The sequence below is a fragment of the Serratia sp. 3ACOL1 genome (assembly GCF_003668775.1).
GTDB lineage: Bacteria > Pseudomonadota > Gammaproteobacteria > Enterobacterales > Enterobacteriaceae > Chania > Chania fonticola.
This window is the reverse complement of sequence record NZ_CP033055.1, coordinates 4,288,765-4,311,166: the sequence shown is the minus strand read 5'-3', so window position 1 is coordinate 4,311,166 and position 22,402 is coordinate 4,288,765. Positions and strand designations below refer to the sequence as shown.

General features: G+C 48.1%; 20 protein-coding genes and 2 pseudogenes. 4 read left to right on the top strand and 18 right to left on the bottom strand.

Annotated elements, in window-relative coordinates; translation table 11 throughout:
* Positions 1–168: 168 nt before the first annotated feature.
* From D9980_RS19505 to D9980_RS19490, 4 genes are read right to left on the bottom strand one after another with little or no spacing between them, the layout of a single operon-like run.
* Positions 169–711 (bottom strand): hypothetical protein, encoded by a 543-nt coding sequence (locus D9980_RS19505; RefSeq protein ID WP_121608196.1) that lies wholly within the window; start codon positions 709–711, stop codon positions 169–171.
* Complete coding sequence (locus tag D9980_RS19500) at positions 704–2,425, bottom strand: nuclease-related domain-containing DEAD/DEAH box helicase (RefSeq protein WP_121608195.1); 1,722 nt, start codon at positions 2,423–2,425, stop codon at positions 704–706. Before D9980_RS19500 ends, D9980_RS19505 begins: the two co-directional genes overlap by 8 nt.
* A complete protein-coding gene (locus D9980_RS19495) occupies positions 2,416–4,032 on the bottom strand; it encodes a hypothetical protein (RefSeq protein WP_162304294.1) in 1,617 nt (538 codons plus the stop codon). The genes D9980_RS19500 and D9980_RS19495 overlap by 10 nt, the downstream gene beginning before the upstream one ends.
* Positions 4,029–5,069 carry a hypothetical protein gene (locus D9980_RS19490; protein ID WP_121608193.1) on the bottom strand — a complete coding sequence of 347 codons (1,041 nt, stop codon included), beginning with the start codon at positions 5,067–5,069 and terminating at the stop codon, positions 4,029–4,031. Before D9980_RS19490 ends, D9980_RS19495 begins: the two co-directional genes overlap by 4 nt.
* Before the next feature lie 430 nt (positions 5,070–5,499).
* Here D9980_RS19490 and D9980_RS19485 point away from each other — a divergent pair, with 430 nt between their 5' ends.
* From D9980_RS19485 to D9980_RS19475, 4 genes are all read left to right on the top strand, one after another.
* Positions 5,500–5,958 (top strand): very short patch repair endonuclease, encoded by a 459-nt coding sequence (locus tag D9980_RS19485; protein WP_121608192.1) that lies wholly within the window; start codon positions 5,500–5,502, stop codon positions 5,956–5,958.
* A gap of 556 nt (positions 5,959–6,514) precedes the next feature.
* Positions 6,515–6,811 (top strand): hypothetical protein, encoded by a 297-nt coding sequence (locus D9980_RS27350; protein WP_370454274.1) that lies wholly within the window; start codon positions 6,515–6,517, stop codon positions 6,809–6,811.
* Positions 6,786–7,094 carry a DUF4942 domain-containing protein gene (locus tag D9980_RS27345; protein ID WP_370454273.1) on the top strand — a complete coding sequence of 103 codons (309 nt, stop codon included), beginning with the start codon at positions 6,786–6,788 and terminating at the stop codon, positions 7,092–7,094. Before D9980_RS27350 ends, D9980_RS27345 begins: the two co-directional genes overlap by 26 nt.
* Positions 7,095–7,246: 152 nt before the next feature.
* Positions 7,247–8,116, top strand: coding sequence for a hypothetical protein (locus D9980_RS19475; protein WP_121608191.1), 870 nt, complete (start codon positions 7,247–7,249; stop codon positions 8,114–8,116).
* Between the two features lie 281 nt (positions 8,117–8,397).
* Here the strand turns inward: D9980_RS19475 and D9980_RS19470 are convergent.
* The 14 genes and pseudogenes from D9980_RS19470 to tssI all read right to left on the bottom strand — a co-directional run.
* Positions 8,398–8,596: pseudogene (locus D9980_RS19470) on the bottom strand (integrase core domain-containing protein); the annotation flags it as partial.
* 151 nt (positions 8,597–8,747) lie between these two features.
* On the bottom strand, positions 8,748–9,374 hold the full coding sequence (locus D9980_RS19465) for a DNA-binding protein (RefSeq protein WP_121608190.1): 627 nt from the start codon (positions 9,372–9,374) through the stop codon (positions 8,748–8,750).
* 944 nt (positions 9,375–10,318) lie between these two features.
* A complete protein-coding gene (locus tag D9980_RS27340) occupies positions 10,319–10,405 on the bottom strand; it encodes a hypothetical protein (RefSeq protein ID WP_370454351.1) in 87 nt (28 codons plus the stop codon).
* A gap of 186 nt (positions 10,406–10,591) precedes the next feature.
* Positions 10,592–10,915: a hypothetical protein gene (locus D9980_RS19455; protein WP_121608189.1), complete on the bottom strand. Its 324-nt coding sequence runs from the start codon at positions 10,913–10,915 to the stop codon at positions 10,592–10,594.
* A gap of 170 nt (positions 10,916–11,085) precedes the next feature.
* On the bottom strand, positions 11,086–11,403 hold the full coding sequence (locus D9980_RS19450; protein ID WP_121608188.1) for a hypothetical protein: 318 nt from the start codon (positions 11,401–11,403) through the stop codon (positions 11,086–11,088).
* Positions 11,404–11,621: 218 nt separating this feature from the next.
* Positions 11,622–11,936: a hypothetical protein gene (locus tag D9980_RS19445; RefSeq protein WP_121608187.1), complete on the bottom strand. Its 315-nt coding sequence runs from the start codon at positions 11,934–11,936 to the stop codon at positions 11,622–11,624.
* 249 nt (positions 11,937–12,185) lie between these two features.
* Positions 12,186–12,536: a hypothetical protein gene (locus D9980_RS19440; protein WP_121608186.1), complete on the bottom strand. Its 351-nt coding sequence runs from the start codon at positions 12,534–12,536 to the stop codon at positions 12,186–12,188.
* A gap of 237 nt (positions 12,537–12,773) precedes the next feature.
* Positions 12,774–13,127, bottom strand: a complete 354-nt coding sequence (locus D9980_RS19435; protein WP_121608185.1) for a hypothetical protein — start codon at positions 13,125–13,127, stop codon at positions 12,774–12,776.
* A 3-nt stretch (positions 13,128–13,130) separates the two neighbouring features.
* Complete coding sequence (locus D9980_RS27095) at positions 13,131–13,565, bottom strand: hypothetical protein (RefSeq protein WP_238393741.1); 435 nt, start codon at positions 13,563–13,565, stop codon at positions 13,131–13,133.
* Positions 13,566–13,568: 3 nt separating this feature from the next.
* Positions 13,569–13,753 (bottom strand): annotated as a pseudogene (locus D9980_RS27090) (RHS repeat-associated core domain-containing protein); the annotation flags it as partial.
* 80 nt (positions 13,754–13,833) lie between these two features.
* The gene (locus D9980_RS19425; protein ID WP_121608184.1) at positions 13,834–14,316 is read right to left on the bottom strand and encodes a pentapeptide repeat-containing protein; all 483 of its coding nucleotides are present in this window, start codon (positions 14,314–14,316) and stop codon (positions 13,834–13,836) included.
* Positions 14,316–19,181 (bottom strand): RHS repeat-associated core domain-containing protein, encoded by a 4,866-nt coding sequence (locus D9980_RS19420; RefSeq protein WP_121608183.1) that lies wholly within the window; start codon positions 19,179–19,181, stop codon positions 14,316–14,318. The genes D9980_RS19425 and D9980_RS19420 overlap by 1 nt, the downstream gene beginning before the upstream one ends.
* A 10-nt stretch (positions 19,182–19,191) precedes the next feature.
* On the bottom strand, positions 19,192–19,977 hold the full coding sequence (locus D9980_RS19415) for a DUF4123 domain-containing protein (protein WP_162304293.1): 786 nt from the start codon (positions 19,975–19,977) through the stop codon (positions 19,192–19,194).
* A 113-nt stretch (positions 19,978–20,090) separates the two neighbouring features.
* Entirely contained in the window at positions 20,091–22,385 is a 2,295-nt protein-coding gene (tssI, locus tag D9980_RS19410) for a type VI secretion system tip protein TssI/VgrG (RefSeq protein WP_121608181.1), read from the bottom strand.
* Positions 22,386–22,402 lie beyond the last annotated feature (17 nt).

Sequence of the window (22,402 nt, the reverse complement as noted above, 5' to 3'; positions counted from 1 at the left end):
GGCTGGCTAGGCAAAACCGTTCATGAGTGTCCTCAGTCGTAGCCGGCACACGACGCCAGGCCTCGGTTCGAAGTTCACGCCCCTCCTTGTTGGTGACTTTAATACAGGGCTCGTACCGACCATTGACTGGAAACGCAGCCGCCTCTGGCAACTGCCATGAGAACTTTTTCATTGGGGTAGTGATACTACAAATTCGCCTTCCCTCTCCTCAAGACAGAAACTGAGGCCCATGACCGACGGCTGGTTCATATCGTCGCTGCTGACTTCGAAATCATCGGCGTCTGTCTCCCCATGGGTCTCGTTACCCGAATCGTAACCAATTGATGGCTGATCATCTGGATCAGAGACCACCGCTTGTATGGTTTCAACTGATGCAGTTGCATCTGGCTGGTGGCTAGCCGTTTCATTTCCTGGTAGTTCAGTATTGCCTGATTTATCAATCATGACCCCACTCAAATCGTTGCGCGGATGCAACAAGCCTGCACCATAACGTTGCATAGGGGTTTCGCCGCGGTAGTGGACAATTTCCTGCGGAGTCATACTGTTATTGTATTGATAGTACAGAGTAGCATCTGCTTCCTCAGTCAGTCGGAAGCAGCCCTGTGAATCAAGATTAACCATGGTGGCTGGCTGAGCCACCTCCAAGGGACGTGCGGGACCGACAAGTTCACCGCGCAGAAATTCAATTTCTGCGGCTCGTTCTTTATTCATGTTCTTTACCTGCACCTTTGATCCATTCGGCTAGCTGTGAGGCTCCCGATGCATGACAAAAAAGATAGAGTTTTTCTTGAGCTCGAGTAATTCCTGTGTAGAAGCGACTTCGATCGAACTCATAGCTGGAAGGAACTATATCCGTGATGATGATTACCTTGCTCTCAAGGCCCTTGTAGGCAGGAACAGTGGAAAAACGAATTCCCTTAACACCCGCATTCCCGACGGCAACGAAGGAACGGTTGCAGGATTCGCGAAGCAGTGGCAGTACCGAATGCTGTTTGGCCCCAAAGGAAAGTACCGTTATATCCTCCTCGCGAAATCCACCCGCCAAAGCCGAATTTATACATGTTTTGATTTTATGAACTTGATCTGTAGCGTCTTGGTACAATTCCAGGTTCCAAGTATGCAGGCCGCCACCTTGACGTAAATATCCTGAGTAGGTACTCCGGTCAGCCTTGGAGAGCGTCATTGCGACCTGGCCGATGGCCTTGTAGTTCCGGCAGTTTTCTGTAAGTAACCAGCGGGCTGAATAGTTCCGCACGGCGGTAAGGGGAATTTCGACCGCCGCAGCACCAGTAAGGACTTGGTTGCGGAAGTCACCCAACATCAGGAAGCGGCCTCCATCTAAGTCACCATCTAGTAGTAGGCGTATACAGTCCAGCAGGCCTGGGCGCCCGAGTATGTCCTGCGCCTCGTCAATGACTAGGTAGTCGAACTGGGCATCATGTGCGCATGCAGGATCTGTTAGGTAGTCTTGGATCTCTAGCACTACGCTGTCCCAGAATTCATCATCAGGATTTTTCGGCATGCTGATTCCAGCAAGAGACATCAACACGCTCAGGGCGGAGCCCCCGATCAAGAGAGGATTTTGGTCAGCCTCAAGTTGGCTGGCAGCCCATTGACCGATCAGCCTGTTGAAGCACAAGTAGCCGACACGAAGACCTTGGGAGGCCTTTAGTCTGGCAACTCCAAGGCCTATAAGTGACTTGCCGGTTCCGGCTCCACCTTCAACCAGCACTCGAGGGTTGTAGGCCGTTAAACGCAGAACAGGCTGTTGCTGCACACGTAGTAGCTTCTCAAGTTCTTCCTCGCGGAAACGGATTTCAGCCTCTTTCTCTGGTCGACGTGTGCGAATGGGGAAGCAGAAATTAACGAAATTATCTACTTGCAGCTCTGGGATTGGCTTCGTCAACGGGTTAATTAACGGGTCTGCATCGATGATCCGCATAGCCATGGCCTTCAATGCTTCACACAACTCATCACTCGTAGTACAAGCCTTGAACCGGCGTCGGTCCATAACTTCATAAGGCTGGATCGACAGGTTGGGAGGTACGGTAAAATCCGCCTGCGGGAATATACAACAGTGAACCACTGGAACCTGAGAAAAGTTAGCCAGCCGCTCGACCAGCCGACGCCTCAGGACAAAGCGTGCGTTTTGGGCCTGACGGAATGGCGACTTGGTAATACTAGTTGGATACCAGTGGTCACCGTCGAAACCGATTTCGCGATGCGACTTGACCTCCACACAAAGAATGCCGACTTCGGGTATCACTACAACAAAGTCGAGTTCAGTGCGGAGATTGTGGTTACTTGGTGCCAGATCCAGCGAGTGGATGACGGTCCAGCCACACTTAGCACTTTCGAGTTTTCGATACAGCATAACCTCGCCAGGAGGAGCTGATTCATCGATAAATCCAGGGATCATTCGCATAGATGGTCGCCCCCATAAACTATTCGATATTGCTCGGCTATTGGTAGTTTCAGCGTTTTTTCCAACAGCTCTGCTGGTGCAGCAAAGTCCGGTGAGAGGCTAATCACGGGTTTGAATGCCACACTGCCAATCAGCCCACTTTTTGACTGAAGCGGGTGACGAAATACATCATCCAATGAAATCATGCTGCGGATGTCGGGCAATTCTTTTCGTAGTTCTACGAGCAATTGTTCGTTGACGATGGCATGTTCCACGGACCCATGTTGAATCGCGATTACGCGTGAGGCCTCGACCTCTGCCCAGGCCCGACGCCAGCCTGGAATAGTTTTACCATTAGCCACCAACGGAGGAATGAGTTCCGGAGCAAGTACCTTTGTCAGCAATGCCTCAAAATGCTTCTTGAGCTGTGGTGCATGAATCACCGTGCCATTCATTGCTATCCATTTCTGGACCGCACGAGATAGGTCCAGAAGGTCGATTCCAGCTTGCCGCATTTTCTGAATACACACGTTGGGGTGTAGTCTCCAGGTATCGGCCAGCGCCCTTTTCCATAGAACAGCAAGAGGGGCCTTGGTAGCATCGACGCTGATCTCACCGAGGTCAGCATCAGCATCGTGGATCAGTAGGTAATCACCAGCCTCTACATCACCGATTTGTCGGTAGCCAATCATCTCAGGGCCGGTGCCATCAGGATTGAATACCAGCAAGCGAGAATTAGGGCGTAACAGTACGCCATATTCAGCAGGAAACTCCACAAGCACACATCGCTGCAGGGTTTTTCGGGCAGTCACTTTCTTGTCAAGAAATATAAGCTCATCCACTAGAGCCGCATTATCCTCCTGAACGACCAAGGTCAAGGGGGGCCCGGTGACAGTGGTCCGTATTGTGCGTAAGTTGTCCAGATAGCTATGGGTAGATAGCACTGGGTCGTCGGCAAACCCTTCCTCATCAGACAATCCTTCCCAGACAAAGCGGATCAGACGGTGGTATGACGGCGACGTGATCAATGCGGTTGGCACTTTAGCTAAACCGCTTGTGCGCAATGGTCCGAATCGGATCAGAGCATCGGCTGGGGGACTCTTACGGTATTCTGAAAGAGTGCTAATGAATACATCGTCATTGAGATCGACTACCCCCTCGAGTAGATCCCGAAAAAGATTGCGTTCCTTTTGATGGCACCAGATTTTTATACGGTCCATTGGATATTCGCAGATAAGGTCAACAAACAGCCGGATGAATTCTGTATTAAGCACAGAGCCTTCCTCGGAGTAACTGGCAATCAGCTCTTTCAGCCGCTCGACGGTCTGTACAACCTGTCCCCCCCACTGCCGGCGAACTCGCCCATAGTCGTCAAGGCCGCAGCGCAGGAATAGGGTGTTGTCAGGCATCAAGGGGGACGTCAAGCACTTCTGTATTTCGAAGCGAAGGATCAGTGCTGACTCATTCTGGAACGAATCTCCATCTGCTTGGTAAATCGATGAAAACAATGCCTGCATATGGTAGCGGATCGAAAAAAAAAGCGGAGATTTACCAATATAGATCTCTTGAATCAGCGGATTTTTCTCGAGGAACTGTAAACGTGCGGTAGTCGAAACAAACATACTCATGCCCTCCGTTGCAGTACGCGCAGCAGCATTCCTGCTGGCATGTCGCCTGGCAGGAAGTGGTTGGTGTCTATGTCGGTGTAGTAGCGAATTTTGTTGCTCATCCAGTCTTTTAGCTGGAGGATGGTCTCAGTAGACGCATCACGGCTACATACGCCAATAATATCGCTGTCACTAAACAATTTTTCTGCACAGAGCAGAGCAAATATGCCATCTGCCACAATAAGTTTAGCTGGGTACATGGATTTGTATTGCTGTGTGCGCTCGTTTAGGAAACTCAGGCGCTGTATGTATTTTCGCTCTTTGTGATGCAGGGTCAATAAATCTCCCAGCGGAAGCCTACGGTCAGCTATGCTGAATCCCGACCCATATAACTTCTGCATATAGCGAGAGTCACGTTCAGCTCCACTCCCGACAAGCACTAGACCTTCATAGGAGCGGCTTAGGTTTTCCTCCACGATACGCCCTGCGCAGCCTGGAAGTTCACTATAGTCGGAGATTTTCAGTATATTTCCCCCCTGAGCCAACTGTGGCAAGGGGTAATCGCGCAATTGCCAGTCGGTTGCACGATTTCGCATGAGGTAGCGGTGGCAAGCACCGTTCTGGTTAGAGATACTTTTGCCCTTTCGTTTGATGACAGAGCGGTGTCTGGCATCTTCGAGAACAATGGCATCTACGTCCCCATCATTATTATGGGCAACGAAACGCCAGCGGGTATCATCAATAACGTAGCGTAGGTCCCAATCTGATCCTTCGTTAGGACCCTTGTAGGGCATACGGGCACTCACACGCTTGCGGCAAGCTTGTAGAAGAAGATCAAAGTATGTATCTACGTGGTTAGCCGTTGTACGCTCAAGATCATTGCGGAGGGCGCCTAAGGCAATAAGGCCCGCTGCGCAAGACTCACATGGCATCGACAACAGGCCGATCCTGCGAGTATTACTGCCGCTGCTTAAGCTCCACTGATAACCTAAAGTTAGAGCGGTAGCAGCCCATGCAGGGGCCTCATCATAAAGCATATCCACTTCAAAATATTGCATCTAAGCGATCCTGAGGTTACAAGCATCCTAAGCAGCATAGAAGCTTGATTGAATCATACCGACAGAGAAATTAGAACCTCGAATACGACATAATGTTAATTTATATGAACGTATTCCGTTTGCAACGGCGTCCATTGTTCTGATTCTGACGAGGGTCACAACTTTATAACTCGTTTTCTTGCAAACTGAGAGTCAATAGCCCTTATGTAATCTTCCGAATTACGACTTATTTCTTTGGTAGGTTCTAAGCTCTGTTTACGATTCAGGTTTAGCTAGTACTGACCATGTTAAAATGATGACAAACCTTCACTTATTTTTCCCTGTCTGGCTAAAAGATCTAGTACATAGATCGGTAACAAAATGCTGCCTATGGTATATGTCGGTGGGTTAGCAGTATCCGGGAAAATAGGAAGAGAGTAGAAAGCAATCTATGGATATCGTTGATCGTAAAGCTCGTTCCCGCATGATGTCCGGTATCAAAGGGAAGGATACGCAACCGGAGTTGATCATACGGGGGTTTTTGCATGCACAAGGTTTCAGGTACCGATTGCATGTAAGCAGCCTGCCCGGCAAACCTGATATAGTCTTGCTACGATACAAATTGTGCATTTTTGTACATGGCTGTTTTTGGCATCGGCATGATGGCTGCCGGTATGCGACGAAACCAAAAACCCGAACAGAATTCTGGATGAAAAAATTTGCAGCCAACAGGCAACGTGACATTCAGGTCAAGATGCAACTACATGCTTCAGGGTGGCGTGTATTTGAAATCTGGGAGTGTGGCTTCAGAAAACGAAATGATGATTCTATCAGCTGGTTACCAGAGTACATCAAAGGCGATATCGTGACGCTAAGTTGGCCAGACTATGTCTGTAGTGGAGATAGATAATTGACCGCTGAGTCGAAGATGAACCGCTTACACGGTTTTACTCCATCGATGAGCCCACCGGACTTTCCTAGATAGTTAAATTCTAACTATATGTACTGAGTTGTGCCACATTCCTACCCGTTTGCCATGTCGCTGTGACGCAGTTTTTGCAGTGCGGCGCTATGCCTTTATTACACATGTCTTCGTACCATTCGCTCATAATTTCTGCTTCGAAGAGAGACGTTCGTCCAGTCGTCCTTAAATGTTTGCGTGTCAAATGTTCGCTGACCTGCAGGTAACACTTGCGGGAAGTATACATCCAGGTTTGTCATACACTTCAGCGGTCTATCAAACGGAACAGTCACCCGTTGCAGAGTGATAACCAGCCCTGATAGGAATGGAGCATCTTGTTTCAACTTTCCCCAGCCGCGAAGATGTGGGCATTTTTGTTTTTGAGGAACCTGATTAAATCTCATTTGTTAAATACGGCTAGCAAGCCCCTGAGGTTCTTACTGGCCACGCTGAACTCATCTGTTAACCTGATATTTAACAGTTAATCACTGGCCGTGAGGTTGTGTTGAAGCAGATTGAATCGCTGATGACTCAACTGCCGGAGATTGGCAGTCTGATATTCAGCTTCGGTGGCGGTAAACTGGAAGATTGGGCAGTGCAACCTAGGCACCGTTACAGATGCCATCTCACTCTGGAACATGATAAGGGCCTGGCTGCTATCACTCATCATATCGATCGCAAGCTATGGCAAGAACAGATGAATCGTTCTGGAATGCTGACGCTGATGGATGCGCAAGCCCGTAAGCAATTTGGTCAGTCACAACCAGTGGGGATTTATGCTGAACCACAGTTACCAGCGTGACCAACTGGCGGATTTGGAACGAGTATTACACTTGTTGGATGCTAAACCGCTGCCAGATAACCGAGGGGATATCACTAGCCGGTTATATGAGCACATTTGTGCCAATAGGCTGGTGGCTAAGAATTACCAAGATGATTACCTAAGCGTCCGGTACTTTATGAAAGAGTCGGCGCATATCGTATTCAGGAAACCTGAATTAATTGATGGCATGAATGATATTTTCGATAAGCATTACTCAGGGGTATTAGTTGCAGTGCAGGCTAAAAATCACATAGCATTTTAAATATCAATTGATTGGTTTTTTAGGTGGATGCACAGACATGTAAGAATATTATTTCAAGTTATTTAATTGATCTGGGTCGATTTGTAAAGTATAACAACCATGATGGTTGGCATATTTTTAATCTATTAAAATTATATTTAGAGGTAACTTAAATGGAATTTTTAAAAATTGAGAGCAATACAGATATTATTGATAACCTGAATTTATTTATAAACCGAGACTATGATAAGCACTCAATGCTTAGAATCATGGAGTTGTATAAATTAAGGGACTGTGTAATGTTCTTTCTTGAGGAGCAGGAAAAACTATCGCCTCCTCCGATAGATGGTAAAATTTATCGCTCACATTCTATTTACTCTTGTGTTCTTCATAGTATTGATTTATTGCTTTATAATTTCATGAATGATGAGTCCTTGGTTGTTCTGAATGGTCGGGAACCCTTGAAGCTTACGATGGGGGTGTGTATAAAAGGATTGGCGCACGGTAAATATAATTTTCCACGGAGAGATGATGCTATAAAAGAAATTAGAGATTTGTATATTAATAGAAATAATGAAATGATTGGTAGTATGATTCTAGACTTTTCTGTGGCCACATTCTCTGCCCTAGAAATGTTTCTCTCTGAAGTTTATTATCTTAAGGCTAAAAAAGAAAAACTGGCTAAAGATAAGAAGAAATATCGGGGTAATGTTCCTGCAAACGAAAAAATTAATACGGTGCTAAATCTTTGTATGCATGCTACAAATCCGATTGCAAAAGAGGAGAGGGAGAAGTTTAAAAAATGTATTGATGTTCTTAGAGATATACGAAACACAATCCATACATTAGGTATCTACACAAAAGATAAAGACGTAACATATACAATTGATGGGGCATCTGTATATCTGCGTAAGTCCAAACCTGTCACCACTGATGATCATAGATTTAATTTTTTAATGTGTAAAGAGATCGTGAGTGTATATAGAAGGATTTCTGATATTTTGGGTACTAGTCAAATAAGTTATATCGAAGTGATAATTTGATTTTTCAGGGTTATAAGGTAGATAATCTACGTAATTTAAAATGTTAGATGGTGTAATGAAAATCTGCAGATATGTAATAGTATCTGCAGTATGTTTTTTTGAATGACATGTTTTTTAAAATTATTTTTTGCATTTTTCATCAACTGAAGAAGTTAAAATTTTGTACGTTAATTTTTTTTCATTAGTTAATGAAATTTCAATATTAAATGGTTAATCCAAGGGTTAAATACAATACATTAGATGATAATATCGAATTTATTATTTCTAATTCCACCATTTCGTTAGTTGGATGCAAACTCCAGCGGTGTTAGGTAATTCGGTGCTGAATGTATAGTCCTGACGCTATTCATTAATGATTTTTCTGGCATGAATGATGTCGCTGAACCAGTGCTCATTCAGACATTTATCACGAAAGCAATCGTTAAGACTCACGATAAATTCGTTCTGAGTCGGCTTACTAGGTTGGAGCAACCGCAATTCACCTTAGGCCCCTGATCTGCCTTGTATGCCCCACTCTCCACAAGCAAAATCATTTGGGGGCACAACAGGGGGCACCAACCAAAATCCAACACGATAAAACTAAGTAAATTCAATAGCGCTAGCTATCAAATGCGACTCCTGTGATCGCGTATCAGACGCCGCGGTATACCGGGATGGGGCGGAGGGTAGCGGTGAGACTGTCCCATGCTTGAACCTCTGAAGTCACAATACGCATCCCCTTTTTTCTGAGTACCGCCACGTCGGCTGCGATTCGCTGCATACCGAACCAAAACAGACCATCCAGCGCCGTTACCGCGAGTCCGTTCTCAAGCGCCTTTTTAAGCCGCTCGCGCGGCATTTTTATCTCCCTGGCTATCTCCCGGTAAGGCTCTGCGGTTTCGCCTGACGATACTTCCCTGCGAATGCGGGTTGACAGACGGTATTGAAATTCATCCGGTACCTTACTTAAATCTGACTTCACGCTGTAAACACAGCCAAAACGCTTGCCGTTGAACACTGCGCTTTTCTGACTGAGTTGCAGTTCATCACGCAGCTCGGCAATCAGTTGTGGGGCACGTACCAACAGCAGACGAAAAGGCAGTTCAAAGCTGGTGACATAATCCACATTCAGCAATGCGATGCGCAGACGCTCGATACTTCCAGCCCGCACCTGGCGGCATTCTTTGAGGACTTCAGCCCATTGCTGCGCAATACGCGGCGTTTCATTAACTTCCGCGAAGCTATATTTTTCAATCTGGTAATCAATACGTTCGACCATGTTGGTTTCCCTTCGCCTACCCGTCGGTCACTTTATCAACGGTCTACGATAATCGGAAGCCAATTTGTTGTTGGTAGGAAGTGGGTGTCATGTTGCCAGGTCTCCCGTGAACCGTCCTGATGGACCACGGTGACGACTCCGGGTTACTCATCTCACAAAAACGCTGGCCAAGGTTAGGCAGGTTGTTCCAGTGGTGCATCGTGAGGGCCTGTTTGCCTTCCTCCTGCCATTCTCAGTAAAATTCGGCCCTGCTGGCCAACTGCCGTAGGCTGAACACATGTTCGTCGCGATACTGTAATAGTCACCATAATATCATTTGCAATACTCAGCATACTCTTTACCAAGGGAGGATTTTTTTCACAATTAATTTCATCAACCAAGTTAGATGAATGATTTGGGGAAATAAAGATAAGAGCAAGGAATGCAACAATAAAATCAGGAAATATCTTGGGTGGCTATTTCCGGATTTTTTAATCATCAATATTCCTCTATACATTTATCACCAATAACTGAATCTATATTTAATGGAACAAAAACATTTTTGATGACTTTATATTGACTCAGTTTTTCAGTATTTTTCTATTGAAACTTGATACATTTATCAATGACGTAAACTCCTTATTGTTTTCATGTAACCATTCCTTAGGGCTTGCAATGTAATTGTCTGTAGTGGTTAATTTATCTGCATAGAGACCAGAGTAATTAAAATAAACTCCAAAGTAGGAACTATCATGCTCTGCACATATGATGTCCCATTTTTTCTAGCAGTTCCTTCAACTCTTCTTTGGTTTTATCACTGCCGTATTTTAAATAATATGATTTTTTCATATATTATCCACCATGTTTGCCAGGCATTCTAATTCCTTTTCCTGTGATATTCTCAGGAAGTGAAAAAACCATAACATTTACTGGTTTGTTACCGGTATGTTAGGCCCATATTGGGGCTAATTCAGCCTCCTAGTCAGCCCAATTGAGTCAGGCATGTTAACCGTGGTGTCCGGCGAGTAATAAAGATGTCGGTAATAGTACAGTCCGCTCTCCGTGTCGAAGTACTGCCCCTGAAAACGTAGCGACTACGGAACAGAATCCACGAGCACTACCGCCAGATTGCCGAGATGTGGTATATAACATCTCAGGCAATCCAACAATTAAATATCAAATAAACATCATATTTTCGATGCCAAATACGGTTAATTTACACTTGAAAAATATAAGAATCAACCATCATGCTTTCTCTTTCGAATAAGCACATCATAATACTCTGGTGTATGGGTCAAAGTTTGCATATCCTCATAATGACCTCGACATCTAATATCTATGTAATCATCAGGAACTTCAACCACCGTAGCTATAAAACCACTTTTAACATTCCCAAAGCATATGTACGCCTCCTCATTATCTTCTATTTCCTTTATGAGTGACGCTTGTTCATTAGCATTTCCATTTTGCTTCCATTTACCAAAAACATCAAAATTATCGACTATCGGATTAATCATTTCCCCAATACAAACCCCTCTCCAATATATCATGTTATTATTCATTCCTATATCCTTCAAAAACCTTATCACCGTAGGCCCTCTGGGGTTTCCCCTTTCCACCGACCTGTTATCTCTATAGTATCAGTGCCTATTAAAGCGTTAAAGGAATAGGATAACTTGCCAATTGCCATCCTTTCCTCTACTACAATAGTTTCTTCACCTATTAAATTTCACTATTCTTTTTGATTTTTAAAAAATAGCGACTCGTAATAAGATGGATCATGAACTACAGTGTTAATTTCTTTATAAGAACCGAAAACTGTAACCTCAAGGTCCTCTTCTGGGATTGTATATACAACCCCAACCATTCCACTATCCGCATCTCCAATGCATACAAATGCTTCTTCGCCCTTGCTTATTTCATCAAAAAATAGGTTCAGTGATTCATTTTCTTCAGGACGCCACTCTCCATAAAAATAAAAGTTATCCGTCTTGGCTTTGACTAAAACCCCTACTTTCTCTCTATTCCAGAAAACAGTTAAATTGCTCACCCCAGGTCTCTTTATCTATATTTAAAGTTGTTTTTTATAAAACATTTTTTTAAATCTGAGATTACCCCTTCTATTTATTAACCATCACGAGGTAAGCTCATAGTCATTTAGGCTGCCGGAAAGCTCCTGTTTTAGAACTTTCCGGCTTTCACTCAATTCCAAACACTAACTATTTGAACAATGAATCTATAATGATCTATATTTTACAATCCAGTTGTTTAATTTTCTTGGTTGCCATAAAAAAGTGACTCATAGTATTTAGAATTATGCACAACAGTACTAATATCTTTATAAGAACCAAAAACGGTATAATCCAAACTAGTTTCAGGGGCTTCACGTACGACTCCTACCATACCGCTCTCTGCGCTACCAACACATACATAAGCTTCCTCATTTTCATCTAATTCTTGCAAAAATCTTCCAACCCCCTCTTCATACAGTGGTTTCCATTTACCATAGTAATAGAAGTTATCACATTTCACATCGGTTAAAACACCTATTGGGAACTGATTCCAAAAAACAATATCTTTCATTTTGTCATTTCCTATCTATGATTTCAAAACCTGACTTGCTCGTGCTGCTATCTTCCTGGAATATATACAAGCATTTAATACTAAACACTTTCTTCGACCAACTTTGGCTGAATTCCCAACTGATCATTAATATTTCCAAGATCGATATCTTACGACATCAGTTTGAGCTGGTGTTTTTTATGACAACCTAAAAATAAAACCGAAAGGAATTTTATATTCTCTCTCTGTTTTTATTTTTCGAAATCAACCCTAATAAAAAGGTAACGTACCCCCTTCTTTCATAAAATATTCCAAGCATTTTACAAACTTATGCCTTTTTTTTGTTTTTACAATTCCAATAACCTCAATATTTATAATTTTTCCTTTTTTATCATATTCGTTATTTTGCATGACTAAAACAAAGTCTCCGTTAGGAGCTCCTACTGGCTCATACCTGGAGTCAAAGCTTAGCCTCATCAACTTACTATAACCACTAATTAACACTGAGGAATAAAAGTAATCAATGTACTCATCTACAGGGTCTATGTTGAAAAAATTATTAATGCTAATGGCCCATCCTGTAGGAACCCTGATCGGCTGAAGGTCAATGTTCTCTTTCATCACTCCTTGGCTCCTAGGATATATTTACTAACTTGGTATAAAGTTGTAAGAAAACGATGAATAACTGGAGCGACTGTATTGGGCAACTCGAACCTAACCCAATCCATTAGTTTTCCAGTATTATATCTGACAGCCTCATTGGTTTTTTTATAAAACACAAACCTAGTTCTGTCACTCTTGGGATATAACAATAAAACCCGGAAGGTTATATAAATACTCTTTCCGGGATTTTAATTATCAATCTTCCTCTACACATTTATCACTAATAACAGAGCTTACATTTAATTGAGCAAAAACATTCTTAATGAATTTATATCGACTCAGTTTTTCAGTGTTTTTTCCATTGAAAATTGATATATTTATCAATGATATAAGTTCCTTGTTGTCTTCATATAACCATTCTTGAGAGCTCGCAATGTAATTGTCGGTAATGGTTAATTTATCTGCATAGAGACCAGAGTAATTAAAGTAAACTCCAAAATAGGAACTATCATGCTCTACACATGTGATATCCCATTTCTTTTCAAGCAGTTCCTTTAGTTCTTCTTTTGTTTTATCACTTCCGTATTTCAAATAATATGACTTTTTCATTCGTTATCCACCATGTTTGCCAGGTATTCTAATTCCTTTCCCTTTGAGCTTGATGTTTTCAGGGGATGAAAATATCATAACATTTACTGGCCTATTACCTGACATTCTAGAAAGTTTCTGGAGTGTATCATCAATACCTAATTCCTTAGCCATATCACTACCCATATCAATAGGTCCAGTTCTACCTCCTTTACCAATTCCCAATGACTCTGCCTTTTTATACAAATCAGGTTGTGAGATGGCAACATCAAAATCACTAATACGTCCAAGATCAAACGGTTTTCCGGTTGAAAAGCTGACGCCTGACACAGAACTTCCTTGCATATAAGACACCGCACCTGGATATCCCGATTTGCTTAGTCCTCCTTGCAGACCTTCACCAAACTGCTTGAATTGACCAAAGCTTTTAAATCCATGTGGTATTCCTTTACATGGCACATCTGCCAACCCCAGCGGATCAACCCACCCGGTAGGGTTAGGCACGTACTTGTCTGGTTCAGCCCACCCGCCAACCCTATTGGGTCAGGGGTGATAAACGGGGCCGTCTCCGGTGAGTAGTAACGATACCGGTTATAGTGCAACCCGCTTTCAGCATCGAAGTACTGCCCCTGAAAACGCAGCGGTTGCGGCACAGATTCAATGAACGCTACCGCCTGATTGCCGGAAGTGCGATAGGGCGCACTCCCGGTAATCTGGCTTTAAATTTTTATTTAATCAATAATGCACCTTTGCTTTCAGGATCGAAGTTATCAGGCCATATTGTAAGCCTATTATAAGTAGCTTGATTAAAGCTAGCTGTTTCAATTCTTGATGATGATAAGTTAGCCCCACTCAACTTTGCGTTGTTAAAGTTAACACAAAATAAGTCAGCCTCAGATAAATTTGCGTTAATCATATTTGAACCAAGAAAAAAAGCCCCCATCAATTTTGCATTTGATAAATTGCAATTAATGAGTGATGCATTTAAAAAATTAGCATTCATTAACAATGAATTGGAAAAGTCAGAAAAATCAAGAACGCAGTTGGAGAAATTAGCACTTCGTAAATTGGCGCTTTTAAAATTGGCTTGGCGTAGTATATAGCCCTCAAAAACAGCCGTGTGTAAAGATGCGCTAGAGAAATCGAAACCCTCTAAACTAGATGCATTGATAACTTTAACTTCTCCAGATTCAAATTTAATAATAAACATTAATTATTGCCCCAATCAGTTGGATCAACTATTGTTTCATGCATTGGCTTGACTCTAGGTATATTACTTGGAGACAATGTCCCCGCACCTATTTCAGGAAGGACTCCAACGACCTTTCCTGCAACATATCGATGGTTACCCTCAACGATTACATTACCATCAACTTTGATCGGAGGTGCAATGTCTCCTTTCAATAATCGGTCAACATAGCGTTGAACAGCAGGAAGTGAAACCATTCCCTGTACTGTTTGGAGCGAATCTCCTTTTAAAGCTGTGTGAATAACTTCAGGTGTAACGTCGGCACCACGTGTGATCTTAGGGATATCAGGCTCACCCGTCTTCACCCCAGCCGGTATATCTGAGTCCGGAGGGCACCCCCTCTTCACACTAGTCAACCCCAGCGGATCCACCCACCCAGTAGGGTTAGGCACATACTGCGTCTGGTTCAGCCCACCGGCCAGCCCAATAGGGTCAGGGGTGATAAACCTTGCGGTCTCCGGTGAGTAATAACGATGCCGGTTATAGTGCAACCCGCTTTCTGCATCGAAGTACTGCCCCTGAAAACGCAGTGGTTGCGGCACAGATTCAACGAACGCTACCGCCAGATTGCCGTAGGCGCGGTACGCCGCGCTCCAGGCAATCTGTCCTTTGCCGTTGACCAGTTCCTGCGGGGTGCCCAGGTGGTCATTCAGGTAGTAGTAAATCTCCGACTTGCGTCCTTTGCCCAGTAACTGCGCCAACGGCACAAAGCTGCCGGGGCTGTACAGGTAGCTTTTATAGGTCGCCAGGTGCGCCGGTTTTGGGTCATCCGCTGTGAAGATATTATCATCGTCGGCGCATTCTGCCACCATCCGCTCACCCTGCCAGAAGAACCGGGTTATGGCATTAGGCCGTTGGGCTAGTAGGTCCTGCTTTTGGATGCGTCGACCAAAGGCATCATAGGTATAGGCAAAGTGGGTTTTCTGCCCCTGGCGTTGTTCAATGAACTCCACCAGCCGGTGCTGGCAGTCATAACGGAACTCCCGCACCCACAGTGGCTTGGTGCTGCGCACTTCACGTGTCAGGTTGCCAAATTCGTCATACTCGAACCGCACATCGCCTTTCTGCTTTAGCAGGTTGCCACGCACTTGTATTCCATGGGAGGCAGCATCGTTCCCCAATACGTTACCCGCTGTATCGTGCGTAAACTGTTCACTGATACCCCGCCAGCGCAGCGCCTGCGGCAAGGCTTCGGGGTAGGCTATCGGGTGGTGCAGCGCTTCGGTCAGGCGATGTTGCTTATCGTAGCGGTATTCCCGGTTGCCTTTGTGCGGGTCGAGGATCTGCGTCAGGTTGCCTGCCGGGTCGTACTCGTAGCGGCGCTGCATCACCGGCGTCACGTCTGGGGCATCACCCTCCATTTCTGCTTGTACCACGGCGGTAGCGCGTTGATGGCGCAGGCGTTGCTGCCCGTCATAATCAAACTCGCTTACCACTTCGCCGGTAATGCGCCGGGTTTCCCGCTCGCCGCGATACTGGTGTTCACTCAGTATGCGGCCATTCAGGTCAATGCGTGAGACCTGCCCCTGCTGGTAGTGGTACGCCAGCAGGTTGCCGTCGGGCAGGCGTTGGCGTGTCAGGTTACCCGCGCTGTCGTAGCCGTAAAACAGGCTGGCAAAGCCCTGATACTCCTCCGTCAGACGACCAATTTCATCGTAACCATATGCCAGCGGCCAATGCCCGTCGTCCACCAGCCGTAAGCGGTTAAAGGTGTCGTAGGCGTAGCTGACTTCCTTACCGTCTGGCAACACTTTGCGAACTAGCCTCCCGGCAGCATCCCGCTCGTAGCGGGTCACCAGCGCGGTCTGTTCACTCTGGCTGGTGCCGTACTCGGTGCGCTGGGTCAGGTGCCCGTTCAGGTCGTAGTCATAAAGGAAGTGGCGTCCGTCAACGGTGTGTTCTTCACTCACCAACCCGTTGGGGTGATAAGCCAACCGATGGTGTTCACCGTTCTGGTTGATGATGTCGCTGACTAAACTCTTCGGACTGTCATAACGGTATTCCACCTGGCTGAGGTCGGGATATATCACCCGGCTCACTAAACGGGAATTTGGATAGTATTCGTATTGGGTGGTCAGCCCCTTTTCATCACGCTCGCTGGTCACCTTGCCGTAGGCGTTGTACCGATAGTGGCGCACTGTGCCGTCAGGCGCGTGAATAGCCTCCAGCCGGTTGGCGGCATTCCAGGTATAACGGATGCCGTTGACCCCCGCCTCGTCCAGCGGGCTGTCGCTGTGCCGGATCACCTGCCCCAGCAGGTTGTAACGATAATAGTGGGTCAGCCCGTTGCGCTGATGGTGTTCTAGCACTTGGCCAAACGCATCGCGAACGAAGCGCTCGCGGCTGCCGTCCGGGTATTGCACCTCGTTGAGTGCCCCTTGTGCAGACCACAGGTAGTGGCAGGTATTGCCCAACGCATCGGTTTCTTCCGTCAGGTTGCCCTGAGTATCGTAGCGATACCGTTCACGGATCTTGTCCTCCTGATCGAGGCTCCAGGTGGTTTTCTCTACTACTCGGCCCCGCGAATAACGGTATTGGGTCTCTTGCCCGTCAGGAGTTCGCACCCAGGTGCACTGCAGTTCACCGTTATAGCCATATTCGGTGCGGTTGCCCAACGGATCGGTTTCACTCAGCAGCTCACCGCGTTCACCGTATTCATTGAGGTGGGTCGCGCCGTCTGGGTCGACCTTCTTTATCAGGCGGCGAAAGCGGGTGTCATGTTGCCAGGTCTCCCGTGAACCGTCCTGATGGACCAGGGTGACGGCCCCGGGTTGCTCATCCCACAGAAAACGTTGGTCAAGGTTCGGCAGGTTGCTCCAATGGCGCACAGCACGGGCCTGTTTGCCTTCCCCTTGCCATTCCCAATAAAACTCGGCCCCGCCGGCCAACTGCCGTAGGCTGAACACATAGTCATCACGATACTGATAACGCTCGGCTTCCCCGGCCGCATTGATAGCGGTACTCAGTTGCCCCCGCTCATCGTACTCATAGGTCATCAGCGGATGGAGAGCCTCTTCCCGACCCGATTCTGGGGTCAGGCTCAGCTGCGTCAGGCGCCAGCCCTGAGGCAGCTCCTGATAGCTGAACTGCAAGGCTGCACCAGCCGGATGTTCCAGCCGAACAGGTAAGCCATCGTGATATTGCAGGGTCAACCGCAACTGGCGGTGTGAAAGGCCGGTGATAAGCCCGGTCGTCTTGCCCGGCAGCCGCTGCACATGCAGCACCCAGCCTTCCATGCTACCGGCCATCAGGCAGTAGCTATCAGGTTCCTCGTCCAGATAGGCGGCGGCCCCGGCTACATAGTTAAGCCCACTTGGGGAAACTTCGGTAGGTAACGGCAGAATGGTGGTGAGGGTCTGGTGATCGGTCCAGTGCAGTTCATCACCGATAAACTCCACCTGATGTTGCAGGCTGTGGCTCCAGCCAAAACCAAACACCGATGTGCGTTCGACCGCGGTGGTGCGGTACTGACGCTGGAAGATAAAGGGTGTCAGGCCAATCAGTTGCCCATCGTCCAAGGTGAGCAGTTCTTCTCCGTTGATCAGCGAGACTGGACAGCCGCTGCCGGGGGTGCACTGCGAGTTCACCGTGGACTTGCCTGCCCCGTCAGTCGCTGGATTGTTATGCACAGTTCCTGAATTATCAACCATTTGAGTATGGTTTGTCGGCCCCAAGTGGTTTCCCCGATCCTGTTTCAGACCGGCATTGGTCTGTCGCTTGAGGTTCGGCTGGCGGGTCTTTTCAAAGAAAAACTTAGCCAGTTTCTCGGTTGCTCGCAGGATAGTCATGAGCCCATCCCAGATGAGTTTCCCAACATTACCCAGTTTTTTTAGCGCCGCCCCCACTTTATAGACCAGGAACGCGACCCCTAACCCTCCGGTCACCAGGGACAGTACGGCTCCGATAACCAGGCCAATAAGGCTATCGCTGATCAGCGATCCTCCTGCCTCCACCACCGGTCGCAGCAATGTGCCCCACGGGTACATGTACACTTGTAGCTCCACCGAGCGCATAAGCAGATACAACGCAGCTTCGTCATTAAACAGCGCCAGCAACTCACGCGTCATCTGCATGCTGCCCGCCAGCAGCTTTTCCAAGTCTTGCTCATCCAGTTCGGGAATGAGATCTTTGTACTTGCTGGCTTCCGCATAGATTTTCTGGCCGTACTCTTTTGCATTGGTCGCCACATGGTAGGCCAGCTTGATATCATCCCACATGGAGAACAACCCAGCGTACATTCCCTTTTTTAGGGCTCCCCACAACTCCTCAGCAAGCTTATCTTTTTGCCATTGTGGTTTGTACGTAAGCCATCGCGTCGATAAGATGCTGTGCATATCCAGCATCAAGTTATCATAGGCTTGCAGCATCTGGTCGTTGTGCTGTTCAAGCTGGTTGTCCGTGGCAATAACACGGTATTTTTTGCCAGCGGTAAGATCAGGAAAGAGCGCCACACCTTGTTCATCGGTTTGCTTCGTCCCCACCAAGGTATACTTATTCTTACCGGTATTCTCATAGACTTCGATAGTCACATCGGGGATGGGCAGTTCAAACGTGGATTCATAGGCGAGGGCCACTCTGATCTCACCATTTTTCGGGCAGGTAACCACACTGCTCTCGAAACTACGCTCATCTTCAGAGGCCACGGTTTTGTTATTGTTGAGCCGTAGGGTCTTTTCCATCTCCAGCGTCGGCCCACCGATTAGGCCGGAAAGCTTGCTGGCGACGGCCCACTCCTTGACAGCCTGCCGATAATCTTTGGTCAGCAGGGTCTTGTTTTTGAAGCCCAGCAAGGCATTGTCAATACTCGCAATATATTCGGTCGTCATAGTCCATTACTCACGGTCGAAAAGAGGAAACGTTGAAGGTGATCACCTCAAACGGATTGGTACGGCAGCTCAGCGCATCTACCAGGGCCTGGGATAGCCGTGCGGTTCGCTTCTTCGGATCTGGCGTCTGTTGCCAGACCTGTGGGTAAAGTCGCAGCGCTATCTGGCGCAGAACCGGTTCTGGCACGGCTTGATAGAGTTCAAACTCATTCTCGCGCAGCCAGGTCAGCTGGTTGGCGATCAGCGGTTCTGGATCTTCATCCAGCAATGCATCTACCATCCCTTGGGGCACCAGCCACCAGGGGCTAATCTGGGCCTGCGCAGAAGGATCCACTGGGCAGGTAAAACCCTCGCCGTTCACCCAGTAATCGGAGAACACCGGCAGGATAGTGCGCCACTCATCGCCAAAGTAGCGCAGGTAAGCTGGCAGATAACGCCCATCCCAATAGCGGAAAAACACCGCTTTGCCGCTGGGCATGATCACCTGCGTCAAACCGGCAAGGTGGGTCGCCAGGGCAGCCTGCGGCAACGGCGAACGTGCCAGCCAGCCCCAGTTGCGTAAAGGGGTTTCTGCCACCCAGCGTAAGAATGGGCTGCCTTCGTTTAGCTGCACCAGCACCGGCATCACTTCAAACCAGTTAGCATAGGGCGTATTGGCGTAAAGCCCGTGCGGCGTGCGGCTACCGTCCTCACGGTAATAGGCTTTGATGCCTTGCGCACCATGGGTATTGGCCAGGATGGCATACAACGGTGTACCCGCCGTGTTTTTTACCCAGTCCTGTACACGATTTGACATGGTCATCTTCTCCTTGATTAAAGAACGGCCTTAAACTGGCTGCGCCAGGCCAGCTAGCGTGCCGAAGAGGACGATATCCATTCCTCCCGAGAACAAAAAAACGGATCTTTTGCTCATGACTTTTTGCCCATCTTTTTGAATAGTTCTTCTACATCAGCAGATTGCGAACTTTTGAGCCGATCGCCGAGCATATTCAAATAGTCTTTACCTGTGGCACCAGACAGGTTGCCTGCGTTAACCATTGAGGTCAGCCCGCTGATAGGCAGCGAGCCAACGTTAGGCAACGCTTGAGAAACACCGCCTGCCGAGGCCCAGCCACTGCCGGGCATCCCTTGAGAGACACTGGCCGTTGCCGGCATCGCTCCACCGGATTGCTGTACAAAGCCGCTGCTTGCACCTTGGGCACTCGGCTTGGCAGGGGCCTCATCTATCGGGCAACCTCCGGCTTTACATTTCTCACACTCTTCGCAATAAGGAGCATCACTGCTAAGCACACCCTGCTGGATCAGCGTGGGGGCCGCCAACAACGGCACCACACCCGGCATCTTCAGGTTGACGCCCTGTCCGCTGCCCGCAGAGCCACTGCCCACCTGCAACGATGAAGACGTGAAAATGGCCCCCGGTGCCAGTTTGATAAAGCTCCCCCCTGCCTTGAGCGTCAACTCACTGCCCGCCGAGAGGGTGATTTTGGCCCCGGCTTCTACCGACACTTCTTGCCCAGCTTTCACCACATAGGCGCTGCCAACCTGCAAATGGGATTCGCCGTCGGCCAGTTCGGACTTTTTGCCGCTGGTGTGGAGCGTGAGTTCGCCCTTGATGCGGCTTTCCCGGTTGCCCTCGATTTCGCTCAGGCTGTTGCCGCCAATCTTGCTGCTCTGGTTGGCGCGAATGTCCCAGTGCGCATCGTTGTTGACCAGGGCCTTGAGGTCTTTCTGCGCATGAATATAAATCTCCTCGCTGCCCGCCTCATCCTCAAACGACAGTTCGTTAAAGCCCTCTGCCTTGTGCGATTTGGTGCGCCAGACCGATTTGGTCTTGTTGGCGGGCAGCGGGTAGGGCGGTTTGTTCAGGCCGTTGTAGTAACGCCCGCTCACCACCGGGCGATCGATATCGCCGTTGAGGTAGCTGATCAGCACTTCCTGACCAATCCTTGGCAGCGTCACCGAGCCAAAGCCGTCTCCCGCCCACTGGTTGGAGACCGGCACCCAGCAGGAGGCCTTTTCATCCGCTGGGTCGTAACGGTTCCAGTGGAAATGCACCCGCACCCAGCCCAGTTCGTTGACGTACAGCTCCTCGCCCTTTGGCCCGACGATCGTGGCCACCTCGTCCCCGTCGGCCAACGGTTTGTAACGGTAGCTTGGCCGCCAGTCGATATTCCCCGGCGCAAAGGTCAGCGAGTTGGTGAAGGTGGTGCCGCTGCCGTTACTCTCTTCTTCCAGCGCGGCAGGCTGCTCCCCACGGTGGCTGACGGAGATCACCTGCCAGCGATCGTTACGCGCCTGCACCGGGTGGCCCTGCAAGGTAAAAATCGTGCCCGGCATCAGCCGGATGCTGTTGGTTTCTGCTGCGCCCTGTTGTGTGCCCGCTTGCATGGCTTCCAGCCGTACGGTGCTGAGCTGCGGCCCGGTCTGGTCATCCTGATAACGGCCATAGCTCTCAAATACCGAGTACTGGGTGGCTTCGCCGCCCAATGCAGGGTCGCTCTGCTTAAACTGCAGAGGATGGTCGGGCCGCCGGTGTTCGCGGTCCTTGAGCACGCTTTCCCGTGACTGCATGAACGCCCCCAGGGTCAGCCGATGGGCGATGTCGCCCTGGGTTGGCGACTGGATATGCGGGTTGAAGGTCAACGGGATACCTTCCGTCATGCTCAGATGTGAATCGCCATACACCAGTTCGTTATCTTCAAACCAAAAGCTGATCCCCACCTCGGCCATCAGCCGCAGGATGAAGTCCAGGTCGCTTTCGCGCTTCTGGGTCACGTACTCACGCGGTGGATAGGTCTGCTGGATATGGCTCTGGTAAGGGATGCGGTGTTCATCCAATACCTGATTGACGATGTCTGGCACCGACAGGAAATGGAAGATCCGGCTGTCCTGTTTCAGGCTCAGTACCCAGACATCCGGGCGGATCACCGCCTGATAGTAGGTGCGGCGAAAACCGCTTTCTCCCTGAGTCAGGCTGGCGATCAGCCCAGGGATCGTGCGCTGTTCCTTGCCACTGACGGTGACGGTCAACGCCCCCGGCTGCAGCAACTGTGCTTCCAGTTCGATGTCTGACCGGGTACTGACCAGGTTCACCGTCAGGGTAAACAGGGTCGACAACCCTTCTTCCAGGGTAAAACCGGCCACGTCAAAGGTGTCCGGAGGCAGTTCACCGAGTTGGCTGCTGAAAAATAATCCGCTGTCCATCGTTCACTCCTTGTGGT

What these genes read in the sequence shown, in the direction of transcription:
- D9980_RS19440 (WP_121608186.1), bottom strand. Translation starts at nt 12,536, where the DNA reads ATGAAAGAGAACATTGACCTTCAGCCGATCAGGGTTCCTACAGGATGG.
- D9980_RS19465 (WP_121608190.1), bottom strand. Translation starts at nt 9,374, where the DNA reads ATGGTCGAACGTATTGATTACCAGATTGAAAAATATAGCTTCGCGGAA.
- D9980_RS19420 (WP_121608183.1), bottom strand. Translation starts at nt 19,181, where the DNA reads ATGACGACCGAATATATTGCGAGTATTGACAATGCCTTGCTGGGCTTC.
- D9980_RS19475 (WP_121608191.1), top strand. Translation starts at nt 7,247, where the DNA reads ATGGAATTTTTAAAAATTGAGAGCAATACAGATATTATTGATAACCTG.
- D9980_RS19445 (WP_121608187.1), bottom strand. Translation starts at nt 11,936, where the DNA reads ATGAAAGATATTGTTTTTTGGAATCAGTTCCCAATAGGTGTTTTAACC.
- D9980_RS19490 (WP_121608193.1), bottom strand. Translation starts at nt 5,069, where the DNA reads ATGCAATATTTTGAAGTGGATATGCTTTATGATGAGGCCCCTGCATGG.
- D9980_RS19485 (WP_121608192.1), top strand. Translation starts at nt 5,500, where the DNA reads ATGGATATCGTTGATCGTAAAGCTCGTTCCCGCATGATGTCCGGTATC.
- D9980_RS19455 (WP_121608189.1), bottom strand. Translation starts at nt 10,915, where the DNA reads ATGAATAATAACATGATATATTGGAGAGGGGTTTGTATTGGGGAAATG.
- D9980_RS19415 (WP_162304293.1), bottom strand. Translation starts at nt 19,977, where the DNA reads ATGTCAAATCGTGTACAGGACTGGGTAAAAAACACGGCGGGTACACCG.
- D9980_RS19505 (WP_121608196.1), bottom strand. Translation starts at nt 711, where the DNA reads ATGAATAAAGAACGAGCCGCAGAAATTGAATTTCTGCGCGGTGAACTT.
- D9980_RS27345 (WP_370454273.1), top strand. Translation starts at nt 6,786, where the DNA reads ATGCTGAACCACAGTTACCAGCGTGACCAACTGGCGGATTTGGAACGA.
- D9980_RS19425 (WP_121608184.1), bottom strand. Translation starts at nt 14,316, where the DNA reads ATGTTTATTATTAAATTTGAATCTGGAGAAGTTAAAGTTATCAATGCA.
- D9980_RS19500 (WP_121608195.1), bottom strand. Translation starts at nt 2,425, where the DNA reads ATGCGAATGATCCCTGGATTTATCGATGAATCAGCTCCTCCTGGCGAG.
- D9980_RS19495 (WP_162304294.1), bottom strand. Translation starts at nt 4,032, where the DNA reads ATGAGTATGTTTGTTTCGACTACCGCACGTTTACAGTTCCTCGAGAAA.
- tssI (WP_121608181.1), bottom strand. Translation starts at nt 22,385, where the DNA reads ATGGACAGCGGATTATTTTTCAGCAGCCAACTCGGTGAACTGCCTCCG.
- D9980_RS19435 (WP_121608185.1), bottom strand. Translation starts at nt 13,127, where the DNA reads ATGAAAAAGTCATATTATTTGAAATACGGAAGTGATAAAACAAAAGAA.